Here is a 14,939-nt window from a genome sequence, read left to right as displayed (position 1 = left end):
ATCTGCATCTCCCAGTCGCCCTGAATCCTGGCCGAGAGAAACTCAGCAAGCAGACTCATGCGCCCTCACTGCCGCTCGATAAGCCTGGCCCTATATTGGCCAGCGCCCTGAATTTTCTAGGCCAGGCCGTGCCCGCCGAACTGGTGCACGCGGGCGTAACAGAAATCTGGGATTGGGCATTCACTCACTGGGAGCGCCCGCTCATTCCCCGCGAATCAGCGAGGCTGGTCCATTTCGCGCTCTAGTTGCGCCAGGGCGTCAGGCAATGTGTAAGCCGGATAGGTTTTACGGAAGGCCGCCAAAGCCTCCATGGCTTGCGTCCTTTTCCCCTCCCGCAACAAGTGTTCGACGCGCTCGATACATTGCGCGGGTGGCTCCACTCTTTCCTCGCGCATGGACGAAGCCGCGCCGGCGTTCTCGGGCGGCACGCTGGAATCCTTCGATTCCACGGGCGGGGTCGCGGACGCCGGTTGCGCCTGCGCGGTGGTAGGCGGCTCCTCACGCTGCAACGCTTTGTCCTCCGAGTCCGCCCGTTCAGATTGCGCTTGATCCATTTTGCGTTTCTCCGGTGCCATGCTCCCGCGCCGCACCGTCAAGGATTGGTCCGCCTCGGCGGCGCTAACGGATGTGGCGGGGGAGCCCGCCTCCTTGGCAAACTGATCGCGGAGCGCCGGTGCTGGCTGCACCTTTGCGGGGCTAGACTCTAGCTTCTTGGCTAGCGCCGGATCTGCCTCGAATGCGTAGCCTCTCTCGGACGTGGCTGCGCGGTTGCGCACGGGGGCAGGCGCGGAAGGCGGCGGACTTGGCACTTTCATCTGCGCGAGCTTTTCTTGCCGTTCGATTTTCGGCGGCGATGAATCCCGCGACGCGCCGGCCTCTTCAGCGGAAGGCGGCTGGGAAAGCTTGCCCAAGCCTTCTTCGCGCACCGTCCAAAACACCACGGTGGTGCTCAACACAACGATGGCCGCCGCCGCTAATGGCGCCTGCCAAATCCCCAAACGAAAGTTGCCGGGCGCATGCGGCCGCGAGCCCGCCGCGCGTCTGGCCGCGGCGCGCAGGGTTGCATCGATGCTTGCGCTGGGTTCATCCGTGGATGCATCCTGGTAGGCCGCGATCACGCGCGGATCTTCTTCCGGCGGATGGTCACCAATGGGGCGCGGACTCATAACCATCCCTCCATTCCGCGTTTGAGTTTATCCATGGCATATCGCAAGCGGCTCTTCACCGTTTCGCGTTCGGACAATGTAACGGCGGCGATCTCTTCAATGCTCAGGCCCGCTTCCGCGCGCAACAGCATCACCTCCCGTTGCGCGCTTGGTAGCGCCTCCACCAAATCCAATACCCTGCTCACGGCGCGGCGCGACTCGAGTTGCGCCTCCGGCGTGGGCGCCGCGGAAGGTGCCAGCTCGATACTGTCCTCATCACCCTCGGCGTGCACCTGCGAGCGCACGCCTTGGCGGCGAAAATGGTCGATGACCCGGTGGCGCGCCAGCGTGTAAAGATAGGTCGTGAACTTCGCCTCTTGGCGGTAGCGTTCGCGGGCAGCTATGAGCGACATCCACACATCCTGGAACAACTCCTCGGCCAACGCGCGATTCGCGCATTGGCGCTGCATGAAGCGAAACATGGGACCGCGGTGCCGCGCGTACAACGCATCGAAGGCGCCCGCATCCCCCGCGCCGAAGCGCTGCATGAGATCCTCATCGCTTGGTTCAACGCGATCAGCGGGAACCGCCTCCCCGGAGGGAAGCACCACGGACAGTGCAGGCATGTCAGAGCGCGGCTTTACCTAACATGTGCTGGCGGATCCGGTACGAAAGTATTCGGAAAAGGGTCGGGATCCCTGGAATGAGCCCCATGGCGTTCCTCTGGCAAGATGCCGCGTGCAATCAGATTGGCGCGGCTGTCGTAATAAATGGCAATCACCTCCGCGGGACGATCGCTCGCCCGCTCGAAGCTTGTATAGCGCGCGTGAGATCCTTCAATTCTTCCATGACCCGTGCCCAAGCGATCGTCCGCTTTTTCCTCGGCACGCCGCTCCGGCACGGCGGCCGCGCCCGAGGAAGACTCCATGGGCATGCGCGAGAGAGGGGGTTCCACTTGCACTGGAACCCGGCGTTGAAATAAAGCAACTCCGATCACCCCAACATGATCCGGCCGGCCGGTACGCGCGGCGTAAGAGTCTTGCAAGCGCGTGAAGAAAAAACGCGCAATCTTGCTCAGTCTCTTGCGCCAGCCCGCGACATGCACGGGTTGGTAATCCTCCAACACATAGCCCGGTTGCGCATGCGAGGCCGTTTGGCCCGTGATGACATTGACGCCATCGACCGACACCACGGCAAGCAAATCGCCCTCGCCTTGATTGCGCAACCGGATTTCGTACTCATTCCCTGGCTGGCCCTCCACATAGTAGCGCCCGCCCTGGTGGTACACGGGCAGTTCAACACCTTGGCTACGATCGAATACCGTTACATCCGACAACCCTCCCAGCGGGAACGCCGCCCGCATGGGAACTAACAGCACAAGGACAAGAATTGTCTTTGCGAACATAAAGCGCTCCAAGAATGAAGGAACGCTCCTATGAACGCGGCAGCGCCTAAGGCGGGGTTAAGTCAGTTCAGAAAAAAACGGACGCCAACCTCGAAATTCCAATCGTAGACTCGCGGCATCACATGCTTGCGGATGCCAACGCCCGGCCGGGCCCAGATGGCTGCGTCGGATGAGACGAACCTGCCCACCTCCACCTCGAACGTGCCTGCCACGCGCGAACCGTGTTCGTGGTCGGCATAGAGCGTGGGCTCGACAAAAGTGTAGTAGCGCTCTGGCCATTTGGTCATGACGCTCGCCCGAATCGTGGAAAACCCGATAGCGGGGCCACCGCCCGCATTGAAGGAATATTGGTAGAGCGGAAACAGTACGGACTTGTACTTCGGCACATCGATGGACATGAATGTTAGGGCCGTGACGATATTGGTTCCTGCTCCAAGCCCTTCGCTGGCGGTATCGAACACCACCTCGCCTCCCACCACCCAGGCGTAACCGTCCCCGCGGTGCATGCGATAGACCATGCGCCCGAGCAAATCACCGAGGCCCGAGTCGCTCGGCTGGTTCTTAGGCGTGTCCGCGACGAAGGGCAACTCCACGCGAAACGCCAGTTGCTTGCTGGCGGCGTAGTCCAGGCGGGGAAGCACCAGATTACGGCTTCCGTCGTCGCGCAGGCGCTGGTGCTCCGTGCGAAACTCCAGCCGCGAGCGAAAATCCGTTGGATCCAATTTATTTTGAATGCTCGCGTCCACGTTTTCTTGGTTTTCAGCGTGAACGCTGAGCCCGCCCCAGAGTCCCGCCAAGACGGTAACAATCAATTTTAGCCGCACCTGTCTTCCGTCCTTGCTGGCCTACACTCTACTTTATCTTTCGCGGCGTTACCGACACACCGGTACAAAATTCCCTTGCACTTGGCACACCAATCCGTCGTCGAACCGCGCCGGGAAGCTTCGCTGGAGATGATGTGCGCGCTCACGACATTGCAACCCACGGCCTTGGCGGTGCGCTGGCTCTGAGTCGCGCACCCGTGAAGGATGGCCAGGCAGATGGTTATTACGATGCTGCGCGAGGCGTGCACGGGGAGTCCTTACATGTGGATGTATTGTTCCAGTTGATGGATCTGGAACTGCTGGTCGGCTATGACTTCCTTGACCACGTCGCCTATGGAAATAACACCCACGACTTTGTTTTGCTCGATCACGGGGAGATGGCGCACGCGTTTGTCGGTCATGAGCGCCATGCATTCATCCATGGTTTGCAAGGGATTCACGCACAGCACTTTGCTGGTCATGACCTCCTTCACCAAGGTGTCCTTGGATGCCTTGCCTTGCAGGACAACTTTGCGCGCGTAATCGCGCTCGGAAAAAATGCCCGCGAGCTGGTCATTGTTCTGCACCACCAAGGCTCCCACGTCCTTGTCCGCCATGAGTTGCAGAGCGTCGTAGACCGATGCATCCGGGCTCACCGACAATATCTTGTGGGTCTTACCTTCCAGAATCTGTTGCACCGTTTTCATGCCCCGCTCCTTTGGTTCGCCACTGTGCGGAAGTGTAGCATCGGTTGCTGTACGCGCATTTCAGCCGTGGAGGCGTTTACTGGTGGCGGGCACCGCTATGCCGCTTCGTCGTACACCACCAATGTTCGGGCCTCGATGCTCTCCCGCGGCACGAAGATACTCGGACACGCGGGATTGTTGAACCCCGTGTGAGGCATGAAGCGAGCCCGGCCATCATTCAAGGAATCGTAGCCTTTGAGTAACAGAAATTCTTCTGGCCGCATATCCGAGATGTAGAACCACCGGTGCGCGGGGTTATGCCGCACGGAGTAGATCTGGCCCCGGTGGCGCGGAATGTCAAGGTTATCTTCTCCAAAATGATAAATGTCCGTATCGACCAGATCTTCGAGCGCCACGCTGCGCGCATCGCACACAGCCAAAGGGTTGTCTTGTACCGGACCCGTGATGGGGCGCCATAGATTCACGAAGGCCACTCGCCGCGCCGAGAGATCTGCCCGGCCCGCGGCCTCCAGAATTTCCTGCTTGCGTTTTGGGCCCGAGCGCTCCGTGTAATCGTTATGCGCTTGATCCACCGGAACCCTCACCCCCACCTCGCCACGCGCAGCCCGTGCAGCACTTCGTACGTTGTGATCGAACACGATGACCGCGAGCGCTTCGGTCGTTTCACGCACCACGGCGCTCACCTCCGGATAATATTTAGCGCGCACAGCCGCTTCGTCATAGAACTCCGAGAAACGCGTAGGTTTGGCACCCAGCTCGAATCCTTGATCGTCTAGCCGTAGCTCGCTGGCAACGGAGCGCGCATCGTGCACCTGCACCGGGTAACGGCCAGACGCCGGGCGCACCGTGGCGATCCCGCTCCCAGGCGGATAAACGCGCACCTGCACCGGGCGCTCCTGCGCGACCAAGTACGATACCGGCGCACGCACCGAAGGCAATGCACTGGTGCGCAACGAAGCGCCAGATTGGAAAGGCATGGGTACTCCTTAAACGCCAAGAACGCCCTTTTTACATCAAAAGCGCGGGCTCGCTTGCAGCCGCACGAACGGTAGCATAGCTCCTAACTCACCTGTGCCCTTTAGCACCCAGCCCCCATGCCACCACGCTCCCGCCTTGTAGGGCTCATCGGATCCGGCATCCAGTCGTCACGTACCCCAAGCATGCATGAACAGGAGGCACGGCATCACGGCTTGCCCTACGTGTACCGGTTGATCGATCTGGACGTCCTTGGGCGGGGCGCCGAAGCCTTACCCGAACTCCTCGGCGCCGCCGAGCAATTCGGATTCGACGGGCTTAACATTACCCATCCATGCAAGCAAGCCGTCTTGCCATTACTGCACGAACTGTCGGATGACGCTCGCGCCATTGGCGCCGTGAATACAGTCGTGTTGCGCGCGGGCCGCCGCATAGGCCACAACACGGATTGGCTGGGATTCTCCGAAGCGTTCAAGGAAGGGTTATCCGGCACAAGTTTGAACCAAGTAGTGCAACTAGGCGCGGGAGGCGCCGGGGCAGCCGTCGCCTACGCACTCCTTACTCTTGGCGTAAAGCGGTTGGCGCTTTTCGACACGGACGTTCATCGTGCAGACCGGCTGGCCGCCACGCTCCGCGCGCACTTTGGCGAAGGCCGCGTCCAGCATGGCGCGGACCTTAGTCTCGTGCAGCAGGCGGATGGTTTGGTAAACGCCACCCCGGTAGGAATGGCCGCCTATCCCGGCATGCCGCTACCAGAATCGCTGTTGCGTCCCGCGTTGTGGGTAGCCGAAATCATCTACTTCCCCATGGAGACCGAATTACTGCGCGTTGCACGCGCAATGGGCTGCAGGACGCTGGATGGCGGCGGGATGGCGGTATATCAAGCGGCGGAAGCTTTCCGGCTGTTCACGGGCATTACGCCGGACGCAAAGCGCATGCGGGAGAAATTTTAAGCATTGGGGAATGCGACGTAGTGGCTATGAATAGAGGACTCAGTTCGAGGCCGCGTTGGAAATAATTATTCTAAGAGGCCACCTCAGCCATAAGGCGCGACAGAAACTGCTGGGCAGTTCGGATCCACGAGGAACCCGCAGGCGGACCCAACAACTGACACGAACAAAAGGATACCTGCGCCCGCCAGCAGCGTTTGTTTCGTGGACGCCCATGCACGATGCTTTTTCCACACTATGGCCATGAACACGGCCCAAATGACGATCACGCAGGCAAGCGCCACAAGGGCCACATATGTCCCCGCGAATGCCAAACCGCCACCAGCCCCAGTGGACCCTCCGCACCTCGCCGCTACCACAACGAACCCATAGCCGAAAAGAACTGCTGCGAGAACTGAATGAGCGAGAACCAAAGTCAGCATCACCGTTGCCCGGACGACTGCACTCACCATGAAACCTCAAGTCGAACGGTCAATGAGCCTAACAATAGCTATGTACGGCGCCGCAATGGTAACAAAACGAGCCACCCTAAAAACATCCCAACTTGAACCCGGTCCACTCAAATGTCCTCGCCGTTCTTTCTTGAAATAGTAGCATGGTCCTTGATTTTCCAGAGCGTCACCATTACTGTTTTTAGGCACAGTTTCAACCAAACCGGGTTATTTGCCGAGGTACCACGAAATAGGCTGCAGGGGTATCTGAGAATGCTAAACGAATCGAGGAATTCGTCAATCCAGACTTAATTTCCCGCTCCGGGATAGGCTGCGCGGGGGGATACGGTATTTGCGCGGCGGCCGCCCGGCAGAGGCAGTCTCTATTCATGGGATCGATAGTTTCAACCACCGGCATAAGTAGTCCGCTGAATTCTCGATAGCGCCATATACATCGCCGCGTCCTGAGGCTCGCAACCTTGGCGGCCGCAGATCTCGAACAACTGCCGAACATTGGCGCCGATCTTCTCTCGCGCGAGCGTCTTCGCTTCCCCGGCCTTGTTCGGTGTACTTGAAGTCAGTTCCACGAAGGCCGCGAAGATGCCCCCAGAGTTCGCAATGAAATCCGGCATGAGGGAGACTCCGCGTTGGTGTAACGCCGTGCGAGCGCCCGGGGTTACCGGGCTGTTGGCGCCTTCGCACACGTAGCGTGCTTGAACGCGATGAACGTTGTCTTCGCGGACGACGTTCTGAATCGCGCAGGGGAAAAGAATGCTGGCTTTTTGATAGAGAACATCCTGAGAATTTTCCGAGATCTTCAAAGCTTCTTTCGCCAGCAACTTCACGGCGTCATCGCTGTCCTGGTTGACCAGCGCGCGATGCAACGCATCGGAAAGCGGCTTCGAAAAAGTCCAGGTACCGCCGTACTTCGGATCGCCCAATGCGGTCAATTGCGCACCGTATTCGCTGAAGTAGCGCAAGACCGCCGCGCCCATAGCACCCATGCCTTGGATGGCGAAGGTGGCTTGGGCCGGGCTCTCTCCGCGCTCCTGCATCATGGTCGCACCCGCAACCGCCACGCCCAACCCGGCGATGCCTTCACGGTCGTAGTCGGTGCCGCCCATGTGCAGGGGCTTTCCAGTGAAACAACGGGTGGACTCGAGTTCATCGCAGGCCCATAGCGCATGCTCCGGACGGCCACCGATATCGAAGCCTAATTCGCCGAACGGGCCACCGTTTTCATGCAAGACCGGAGCGCATAGGCGCACGAAGCGGCGGTACTGTTTTTCGAATCCGGGCGCCAGGGGATCCAGCTTGAGGCCGGACTTGGCACCATCCGGCGGCGGCATTCTTGAGCGCCATGGTGCGCGCCAGCATCTTCACTTCATCTAAAGTCAGTGTCGGAGTGATTCGCGTACCGCCCTTGCCGCAACGTTCCAGCGGTCCGCCGGTACTGATGCCGGTGTTCCATACCACCACGTAGCCCTCCACGCCCATGGCGGGATCGCGCGCCGTGAGTTCCAGTTCGGGTTGCATGGCGTCGAAGGCTTGGCGTAACTCGCCGAGTTCCGCGTGAATGCTCATGGAGTCCCCGCTTGTATAGTGGAAACAGAACTGCTCTGGGCGAACTGCTCCAAGCTCTTTCCCGTCATGCGAAAAATGGTCCAATCGTTCAAGGGCTCCGCGCCCAAGGACCGGTAGAACTCGATGGAGGGCGTATTCCAATCCAGCACGGACCACTCGAAACGCCCGCAGCCGCGTTCATGCGCGATCTGGCCAACGCGGTGCAGCAAAGCCTTGCCGTACCCACGGCCGCGATAGGCGGGCTTGACGAAGAGATCCTCTAACCACATGCCTTTGCGGCCGAGGAAGGTGGAAAAGTTGTGGAAGTACACGGCGAAGCCCACTGGCGTATCGTCCTCGAACGCAAGCAGCGACTGGGCGCCAGGCTGTGCGCCGAAAAGGGACTCGCGCAAACTCACCTCAGTGGCGGTAACCAGATGCGACAAACGTTCGTATTCAGCGAGTGCTCTGATGAATTCAAGGAGGATGGGCACATCGCTTTCGCCCGCACTACGAATCGTAAGGTTATCTTGGGTCATCAACTTGCAAACTCCTTTGCGAATGCATTGGCGAGCGCACACTCCCCGCGCTTGGTCACGATTTCTCGCACCAGTTCCTCCACCGTTTCGCGATACCTGCTGTTGGCCAATGCGCGTATGGCCTTCAATCGCAGCAGTAAGGGCACCGGCTCACTGGTGAAAAGAGCAATTGCCCGGACCGCTTCGGTGCGCACTGGCTTCTCCGGATCGCCCAGAAAATCGACCAACCTGGTGAGCGCGTGTTGATCATCGATCGAAGTCTGCGCCAGAGCCAGCGCACAACTCCCCCGCAAGGCGGCTGCCGTATCCTCGCTGCCGCCCCATACCGGTTCGGGCTGAAAGTGCGCCATGCCTGGCAAGAACACTGTGGCGTCGTTGTGCCCAAGGCGGGAAAGCGTTTCAATGATGGCGTTCTTTGCCCAGCATTGAGTGTCGGTGCCGCTTCCCCCGGCGAGATGATGATCTAGGACTTCGAGGAGATCCGGTATCAGCGCGCGCAATTCCAACTCGCCCGCCAGGGTAGCGGCCTTGGCGCACACGTAATTGCTCGGGTCACGCAGCGCTTTACGCACCTGCGCGTGAGCCGCTTCGGTGACCGGCAAGGCGCGCAACGCGGATAAGGCCTCAAGCTTCTTGTCCAGAGATGCGCGGCTCATGGATTGGATCGCGGGTCTACGCCGCGAGAGTCCCCCTCACTCCAAGTCTTGCCGCATGTCGAAGGCCGGCACTGCGGAGCTTGGCGTGCCCACGGGTTTGGCTGGCACACCGGCAACGGTGGTGTGCGGCGGCACGGGCTTCAGCACCACGCTGCCGGCGGCGATCTTCGAACCTTCTCCCACTTCGATGTTGCCCAGGATCTTCGCGCCGGCGCCGATCATCACGCCGCGCCGAATCTTGGGATGCCGGTCGCCACTCACCTTGCCAGTGCCACCGAGATTGACTTCGTGCAGCATGGACACATCGTCTTCCACCACGGCGGTCTCGCCTATGACGATGCTGGTGGCGTGGTCTATGAACACGCCCTTGCCAATCTGCGCGCCGGGGTTGATATCCACACCATAGGCATCGGACACGCGCGATTGCAGAAAGCGCGCGACTTGCCGGCGGCCTTCCTTCCACAACTCGTGGGCAACGCGGTGGGTCTGCAAGGCCTTGAAGCCTTTGTAGTAGAGGAATGGAACCAGCACGTTCTCGCAGGCGGGATCGCGCTCCCGAATGGCTTGCAGATCGTAGAGGCTCGCCGTGGCGATGTTAGCGTTTCGCGTGATGGTCTCGGAAAAAAAATCGTCCAAGGCGTCGCTGTCCAGAGTGCTATCCCGCAGATTGACCGCCAGCAGATGGGCCAGCGCTTCTGGGTAACCCTCGTGGCGGGTGACCAGATCGTAGAGGTGATCGGCCAGCAGCGGCTCTTTTTCCGCCTCCGCGATGGCGAGGCGTTTCAATTCAGCCCAAATTTCGTTCTCGATGATGTTCATCCGCGCGCCCTCACTCACCGCAATTCGACACAAGGATCTCCCGGCGTCATATCGCCGATCACCGCCGCTTGGCCGAATCCCGCCCGTTGGAATTCCGCGATCACGGCCGCCGCCGCGCTAGGCCGGCATGTCACCAATAGGCCTCCGCTCGTCTGCGGATCCGTGAGCAGGTCGCGTTGCACATCACCGTATGCCCCTAGCTCGACACGGCTGCCGTAGCCGGCCCAGTTGCGCCCCGAGGCGCCGGTTCTGTAGCCCTCCTTCACTAGATCCAGAACGCCAGGCAGCAAAGGCACCTTGTCCCATTCCAAGCGCGCGCCGAGTTTCGATCCCTTGCACACCTCCAGCAGATGACCCAGCAATCCAAACCCCGTGACGTCGGTCAACGCATGCACGCCTGGCACGCCGCCGAGGGAAGAACCGGGCGTGTTGAGTTGGGTGGTGGTGGCCAGCATGGCCCGGTAGCCCTCCGCGGAGAGTGCGTCTTTCTTCAGCGCCGCGCTGTATATGCCGACGCCGAGCGGCTTGCCGAGGATGATTTTGTCGCCCGGAATAGCGGCCGAGTTGCGCTTGAGATTCTTGGGATCGACCAAGCCGATGGCGACCAATCCGTAAATGGGCTCGACGGAATCGATGCTATGCCCGCCCGCGATGGGAATGCCCGCGCGCTTGCACACGGATTCGCCTCCCTCCAATATGCGGCGTATGGTTTCCATGGGCAGCACGTTGATGGGCATGCCCACCAAGGCCAGCGCGAACAGCGGCGTGCCGCCCATGGCGTACACATCGGAGATGGCATTGGTGGCCGCGATGGCGCCGAAATCGTAGGGGTCATCCACGATGGGCATGAAGAAATCCGTCGTCGCCACGATGGCTTGGGTTTCGTTGATCTGGTACACGGCGGCATCGTCGCTGGTTTCGATGCCCACCAGCAATTCCTTCGGAACGAAACTCGCCGCCGTTTTCGCGATGATTTGCTCCAACAACTCGGGCGCGATCTTGCAGCCGCAACCCCCGCCGTGGGAGAGGCTGGTCAGGCGGACAGGTTTGAAGTCAGGTGCGTTCATAAATCCTCCTTGGCGGGCATTTTATGCCATCCCAGCATATCCGCAACGAGCTGCCTTACGCTGGCCGCTTCGCGCGCGGGGGCAAATAGCCCTTGCATGCGTAGGGTTTGCCCAAGCAAAGTGTCGTAGGCCATTCGGTGTCGCAAGCGACCCGTCAATAGCGCGGCTAATCCGCGCGCATCCCCCACCTCGAAATAGCCTGAGTATGAGCGCCCTAGCATGCCCACGTTGCCCGGCATATGACTGGCAAGCACGGGGGTAGCGGCGCGCACGGCTTCCGCAATGACGTGGGCACCGCCTTCCATGCGCGAAGCGTTGATGAGCAAATCCCCGCGCTGAATCGCGCGCAAGGTCCACTCGTGCGGTTTGGCGCCCAACCAACGAATGCGGGAATCCTTTCTCGCCGCCGCTCGCACGGCGCGCGCAAGACCTTCATCCAATTCGCCACCCACGATGGTGAGCGCAATGGGAAGATGCGACGGCAGATACTGCCATGCTCGAACTGCCGTGAGAGGGTCTTTCTCTTCACGCAGATGCCCCACGAAGACGCAATTTAGGCCCCTTGCGCGCGATTGGACATGGGGGAGAAGTTTGGCCGATTGGTAGACGACTCGCACCTTGGGACGCAACTCTGGCGAAATTGCATCCGGGGCTTGCCGTTGAAGCACTACCAGGCAATCAGCCATGTGCAGGGATTCTCGGGTCTGCGCGTTCTTCGGCAAATCTCGGTAGAGATCCGTGCCCGTCAGAATCAGGATAAGGGGCGCGCGGGTTTTACTTTCACGCCAGCGCCGTATCGTGGCATGGCTACGGGTGGCGTGAAGCGCGATGAGGACATCGGCCCCGCCATCCCGCCTCCCATCGTGAGCACCGGCCCCTTGTAGAATCACCTCGCATTCGTCACGGAGGAAACCGGCCCACCGCTGAGCGGTTCTCCAATTGCCGTTGTTGGCATCGGAGCGGGCAGGCGTGACTATTCGAACAACGGGGGAATTCATGCGATCGCTAATGACTTCACTTCCCGCGCTGCAGGTAGCCCTGCAAGATGCGCGGGAATATACGCTGACACTTTACAAGCACGTGACCGAGGACCAGCGCAATTTTCCGCGGTTGCCCATCGTCAATCCGCCCCAATGGGAGTTGGGGCATATCGGATGGTTTCAGGAGTATTGGTGCCTGCGCCACCGGCCCGGCAAAGACGCCCTCCCGCCCCGGTTGCCCAACGCCGATGCGATGCTCGACTCCGCAATGGTTCCCCATGAGGAGCGCTGGAAGCTCAATACGTGGCAGTGGGACAGCATCTTGGCCTACCTCGACTCGGTGCTGAACGATACCCTGGCGGCATCGGAGAAATCCGCCCCCGAGGAGCGTTACTTCTTTCAACTAGCACTGTTTCACGAGGACATGCACGGCGAAGCCTTGCTCATGACCTTGCAGACGCTGGGCCTCCCTGGGCCGAAGTTTCGCCCCTTCCATTTGCCACGCCCAAAGACCCAACCCATCAAACAGGAGGTGGAGTACGCCGGGGGCAAGTTCATGATGGGCGCCGGACGGGCAAGCGAGGACTTCGTGTTCGACAACGAAAAGTGGGCGCACGAGGTGGAGCTACCGCCCTTCGCCATCTCTTGCGCGGCCGTGAGCAACGAGCAATACATCGCCTTCGTGGAAGCAGGTGGGTACCGCTGCCAGGAATTCTGGACACCGGAAGGTTGGCAATGGCTGCAAAAAGAAAAATCGAGCGTACCGCGTTATTGGAAGAAGATCAATGACAAATGGCACACGCGCCGCTTCGATCGATGGGAAGCCTTGCTCATGGACAACCCGGTGATCCATGTCAACGCGTACGAGGCGGAAGCCTATTGCAACTTCGTTGGCCAGCGTCTGCCATCGGAAGCGGAATGGGAATACGCGGCACGCGCCGAGGCCTTGTCCGAATATCGCTATCCCTGGGGTTATGCGCAGCCTGCGGCGGGCATGGTCAACGTGAACGGGATGTTCGCGGGCCTCACCCCGGTGTCCGCCCTGATCGGCTCGGACACGCCCGCCAATGTTCGGCAATTGATCGGTAACGTGTGGGAGTGGACGTCGAGCGCTTTCACGCCCTACCCTGATTTCGCAACGGACCCCTACAAGGAATATTCCGAACCCTGGTTCCACAACCATCGCGTGCTCAGGGGCGGTTGCTTCGCCACCAAGTCGCGCCTGGTGCATAACCGGTTTCGCAATTTCTACACGCCGGATCGCGGTGACGTCTTCGCGGGGTTTAGAACGGCGCGCACGTTGGAGCCCTTGCCAATAGAGGCCTAGCAAAACCGCGGGCGCAATTTCTCGAGTCCCAGCGTTTGCAGTATCTCCTGCAAGCGCTGGGCGGCACGCGCGTCTGTTTCATTTTTTCGGCTTGCGATGATGAGTTCGTTTTTCATGGAGTGCTCCCAGCCGACCAGTTCGGTGACGGTCACGCTGTAACCATGAGCTTCCAATTGCAGGCAGCGCAACACGTTGGTGACCTGGCTGCCGAACTCGCGCGTGTGTAGCGGATGGCGCCAGATTTCACCCAGCGCGCTTCTCGCCAGTTGCCCGGCCTTGTTACGGCGCAATACGCTGGCCACCTCGGCCTGGCAGCAAGGCACTAGCACGATGTGTTTCGCCTGTTTCGAAAGCGCGAAGGCGATGGCATCGTCAGTGGCGGTATCGCAGGCGTGCAGCGCGGTGACCACATCCACCTCCCCGGGCAATTGCTCCGAGGCAACCGACTCCGCGACCGATAGTTTGAGGAAAGACATACCAGAGAAACCCAGCCTGTTGGCCAAGGCGCGCGATTTCTCCACCAGGTCCTCGCGCGTCTCGATGCCGAAAATGCGGTGCTTACCCGGCGCCTCCCTGAAGATGAGATCGTGGAGGATGAAACCGAGATAGGACTTGCCCGCGCCGTGATCGGCCAGGCGAATGTCCCGTGGCTGCATCATGAGTTCGCGCAGCAGTGGCTCGATGAACTGAACCAGATGATTCACCTGCTTCAACTTGCGGCGGCTGTCCTGGTTGATGCGGCCCTCGCGCGTGAGGATGTGCAACTCTTTGAGCAACTCCAGGGATTGTCCTGGGCGCAGATCAAGCGCTTCCACAACGTCGTGCCGGGCTTTAGGCGTCATCGCCTGGAAGCGCTCCCCGCCACGGCAGCCAATTGCTCACCGCTTAGCCAGCGCCACTCGCCCGCCTTGAGATCCGGCGGAAGCGCCAGACCGCCGATTCGGCTGCGATGCAGTTGCTCCACGTGATTGCCCACCGCCGCCAGCATGCGCTTCACTTGGTGGTACTTGCCGGAAGCCAGCGTAAGGCTGATCTGGCACGGCCCCGTGGCAGCGCAGGCCAAGGCCTTCACGGGCTCGGGATCGTCCTCCAACACGACACCGGCCAGCAACCGTTCCATTTGCAACGGTGATACCGATTCAGAAGCCGTTACTTCGTAGACCTTCGGCACATGATGTTTAAGCGATGCCATGCGGTGAATGAACTGGCCGTTATCGGAGAACAACAGCAATCCGGTCGCGTCCTGGTCGAGGCGTCCCACGGCCTGCACGCCACCCTTACCGCGCTCGCGCAGCGGTGCTGGCAGCAAGCGGTAGACGCTGGGATGGGATTTCGGTTTTTGCGAGCATTCGTAACCGGCCGGCTTGTGCAACATGACATAGGCGCGGGTGTGAAATACCCAGCGCTCACCGTTGACCTCGAATTCGAACGGCGCCGCGTCCACATCGAAGGCGGCGGCTGGATCCTCGCGCACCGTGCCGCCAATGCCGACCGCGCCTTGCGCGATCAGCATCCGGCACTGCCGGCGCGTGCCGAAGCCCTGGCTGAATAAAATCTGCTCCAGCTCCATGC

The 14,939-nt window shown here is 60.4% G+C and carries 15 protein-coding genes and 1 pseudogene; 2 read left to right on the top strand and 14 right to left on the bottom strand.

Annotation, left to right across the window (positions count from 1 at the left end; genetic code table 11):
- Positions 1-215: 215 nt before the first annotated feature.
- The 6 genes from EXR36_02520 to EXR36_02495 all read right to left on the bottom strand — a co-directional run bounded on the left by EXR36_02520 (position 216) and on the right by EXR36_02495 (position 5,037).
- Positions 216-1,166, bottom strand: coding sequence for a hypothetical protein (locus EXR36_02520; GenBank protein MSQ58535.1), 951 nt, complete (start codon positions 1,164-1,166; stop codon positions 216-218).
- The gene (locus EXR36_02515; protein MSQ58534.1) at positions 1,163-1,771 is read right to left on the bottom strand and encodes an RNA polymerase sigma factor; all 609 of its coding nucleotides are present in this window, start codon (positions 1,769-1,771) and stop codon (positions 1,163-1,165) included. Before EXR36_02515 ends, EXR36_02520 begins: the two co-directional genes overlap by 4 nt.
- 14 nt (positions 1,772-1,785) lie before the next feature.
- Positions 1,786-2,508 carry a hypothetical protein gene (locus EXR36_02510; protein MSQ58533.1) on the bottom strand — a complete coding sequence of 241 codons (723 nt, stop codon included), beginning with the start codon at positions 2,506-2,508 and terminating at the stop codon, positions 1,786-1,788.
- Positions 2,509-2,612: 104 nt separating this feature from the next.
- Positions 2,613-3,362 carry a hypothetical protein gene (locus EXR36_02505; GenBank protein ID MSQ58532.1) on the bottom strand — a complete coding sequence of 250 codons (750 nt, stop codon included), beginning with the start codon at positions 3,360-3,362 and terminating at the stop codon, positions 2,613-2,615.
- Between the two features lie 269 nt (positions 3,363-3,631).
- Positions 3,632-4,060 carry a CBS domain-containing protein gene (locus EXR36_02500; GenBank protein MSQ58531.1) on the bottom strand — a complete coding sequence of 143 codons (429 nt, stop codon included), beginning with the start codon at positions 4,058-4,060 and terminating at the stop codon, positions 3,632-3,634.
- A 95-nt stretch (positions 4,061-4,155) separates the two neighbouring features.
- Positions 4,156-5,037, bottom strand: coding sequence for a methyltransferase (locus tag EXR36_02495; GenBank protein ID MSQ58530.1), 882 nt, complete (start codon positions 5,035-5,037; stop codon positions 4,156-4,158).
- A 117-nt stretch (positions 5,038-5,154) separates the two neighbouring features.
- Between EXR36_02495 and EXR36_02490 the strand changes: the two genes are divergently transcribed.
- Positions 5,155-5,988: a shikimate dehydrogenase gene (locus EXR36_02490; GenBank protein MSQ58529.1), complete on the top strand. Its 834-nt coding sequence runs from the start codon at positions 5,155-5,157 to the stop codon at positions 5,986-5,988.
- Positions 5,989-6,820: 832 nt separating this feature from the next.
- Here EXR36_02490 and EXR36_02485 read toward each other — a convergent pair.
- The 6 genes and pseudogenes from EXR36_02485 to EXR36_02460 form a co-directional block, all read right to left on the bottom strand.
- Positions 6,821-8,000: pseudogene (locus tag EXR36_02485) on the bottom strand (Glu/Leu/Phe/Val dehydrogenase).
- Positions 7,997-8,518, bottom strand: a complete 522-nt coding sequence (locus tag EXR36_02480; GenBank protein MSQ58528.1) for a GNAT family N-acetyltransferase — start codon at positions 8,516-8,518, stop codon at positions 7,997-7,999. Before EXR36_02480 ends, EXR36_02485 begins: the two are co-directional and overlap by 4 nt.
- On the bottom strand, positions 8,518-9,174 hold the full coding sequence (locus EXR36_02475) for a hypothetical protein (protein MSQ58527.1): 657 nt from the start codon (positions 9,172-9,174) through the stop codon (positions 8,518-8,520). The genes EXR36_02480 and EXR36_02475 overlap by 1 nt, the downstream gene beginning before the upstream one ends.
- 36 nt (positions 9,175-9,210) lie before the next feature.
- Positions 9,211-9,993: a serine O-acetyltransferase gene (gene cysE / locus EXR36_02470; GenBank protein MSQ58526.1), complete on the bottom strand. Its 783-nt coding sequence runs from the start codon at positions 9,991-9,993 to the stop codon at positions 9,211-9,213.
- 14 nt (positions 9,994-10,007) lie between these two features.
- Positions 10,008-11,060, bottom strand: a complete 1,053-nt coding sequence (gene selD / locus EXR36_02465) for a selenide, water dikinase SelD (GenBank protein ID MSQ58525.1) — start codon at positions 11,058-11,060, stop codon at positions 10,008-10,010.
- Positions 11,057-12,058, bottom strand: a complete 1,002-nt coding sequence (locus EXR36_02460; protein ID MSQ58524.1) for a TIGR04348 family glycosyltransferase — start codon at positions 12,056-12,058, stop codon at positions 11,057-11,059. Before EXR36_02460 ends, selD begins: the two co-directional genes overlap by 4 nt.
- Here EXR36_02460 and egtB point away from each other — a divergent pair.
- Complete coding sequence (egtB, locus tag EXR36_02455; GenBank protein ID MSQ58523.1) at positions 12,057-13,367, top strand: ergothioneine biosynthesis protein EgtB; 1,311 nt, start codon at positions 12,057-12,059, stop codon at positions 13,365-13,367. The two genes, EXR36_02460 and egtB, sit on opposite strands and share 2 nt — an antisense overlap.
- On the opposite strand, the gene EXR36_02450 is transcribed toward egtB, so the two are convergent.
- Together EXR36_02450 and EXR36_02445 are read right to left on the bottom strand one after the other, a co-directional pair.
- Positions 13,364-14,209, bottom strand: a complete 846-nt coding sequence (locus EXR36_02450) for an SAM-dependent methyltransferase (protein MSQ58522.1) — start codon at positions 14,207-14,209, stop codon at positions 13,364-13,366. The genes egtB and EXR36_02450 overlap by 4 nt on opposite strands.
- Positions 14,206-14,937 (bottom strand): 16S rRNA pseudouridine(516) synthase, encoded by a 732-nt coding sequence (locus EXR36_02445; GenBank protein ID MSQ58521.1) that lies wholly within the window; start codon positions 14,935-14,937, stop codon positions 14,206-14,208. The genes EXR36_02450 and EXR36_02445 overlap by 4 nt, the downstream gene beginning before the upstream one ends.
- Between the last annotated feature and the right edge of the window lie 2 nt (positions 14,938-14,939).

Source organism: Betaproteobacteria bacterium, assembly GCA_009693245.1.
GTDB lineage: Bacteria > Pseudomonadota > Gammaproteobacteria > Burkholderiales > SHXO01 > SHXO01.
This window is presented reverse-complemented; position numbering and strand designations above follow the sequence as displayed.